General features: G+C 42.4%; 2 protein-coding genes. Both read left to right on the top strand.

The annotated features are described in order from the left end of the window. Positions 1-16 precede the first annotated feature (16 nt). The gene (locus ACUVJL_RS07585; protein ID WP_445245292.1) at positions 17-331 is read left to right on the top strand and encodes a DUF2442 domain-containing protein; all 315 of its coding nucleotides are present in this window, start codon (positions 17-19) and stop codon (positions 329-331) included. Positions 332-500: 169 nt separating this feature from the next. Beyond that, positions 501-1,042, top strand: a 542-nt coding sequence (locus ACUVJL_RS07580; RefSeq protein WP_445245291.1) for a Uma2 family endonuclease, incomplete at its 3' end; no start/stop codon positions are given.

The raw sequence follows: 1,042 nt of genomic DNA, 5'->3' as shown, positions 1-1,042 counted from the left end.
TTATTAGCAGGTTGGAATGACTTCTTTAATGGTTGAGTTGCTAGAAATCCCCCAAGCACAAAACGTAGTTGTTACAGACGACGCGCTAACAGTCGATCTATCCGATGGTCGTACTATTTCTGTTCCTTTAGCTTGGTATCCTCGGCTATTGCATAGCACACCAAACGAACGCAATAATTGGCGATTTATTGGTGGAAATGATGGAATCCACTGGCCTGATATTGACGAAGACATTAGCATCAAAAATATTATTCTCGGTAAACCATCTGGAGAAAGTCAGAAGTCATTTCAGCGGTGGTTAGAGGAACGTAAAAAATCCGATAGAACATGAGTATATCGCCTAAAATAAGTTAATTCAGCAAAAAGTCATAGTGATATCATGTCCGGTCGAGGAACCGCGATTTTTGTAGGGGCGGGTTCACCAACAATACCTGCGAATAATTGACCATCTCAAAAACCCGCCCCGACCGGGATATTATGGTTAATCGATCGGACATGATATGAGATATAAGCAAGGAGCGATCGCGATGACATTAACTACAGCAAAATGGACAATAGATCACTACCATAAAATGATCGAAGCCGGCATTTTAAACGATCGCAAAGTTGAATTACTAAATGGAGTAATAGTCGAGATGGTACCCGAAGGAACGGCCCATACTTATTTTAGCGATCGATTTGCCAACCGATTGCGAGTCGCATTATCTACGAGAGCCCAAATTCGCGAAGCCAGACCGATTACTCTGCCAAATAACTCAGAACCAGAACCCGATATTGCCGTCGTTCAACCTCTCAACGATATCTACCTGGAACATCACCCATATCCAGAAAACATTTTTTGGCTGATTGAATATGCTGATTCAAGTTTGAGTAAAGACTTAGAGGAAAAAAGCAAGATTTATGCAGCAGCCGGAATTCAAGAATATTGGGTTGTTAACCTGCGCGATCGACAATTAATTGTGTTTCGCTTCCCGGAAGGCGATTTTTACCAGCAGCGAAATACTTTCCGAACTGGCACCATTGAACCCCTTGCTTTTCCCGA

The organism is Microcoleus sp. OTE_8_concoct_300 (genome assembly GCF_031383065.1).
Lineage (GTDB): Bacteria > Cyanobacteriota > Cyanobacteriia > Cyanobacteriales > Microcoleaceae > Microcoleus.
The sequence above is the reverse complement of the archived record's forward strand: the minus strand, read 5'-3'. Positions and strand labels throughout refer to the sequence as shown.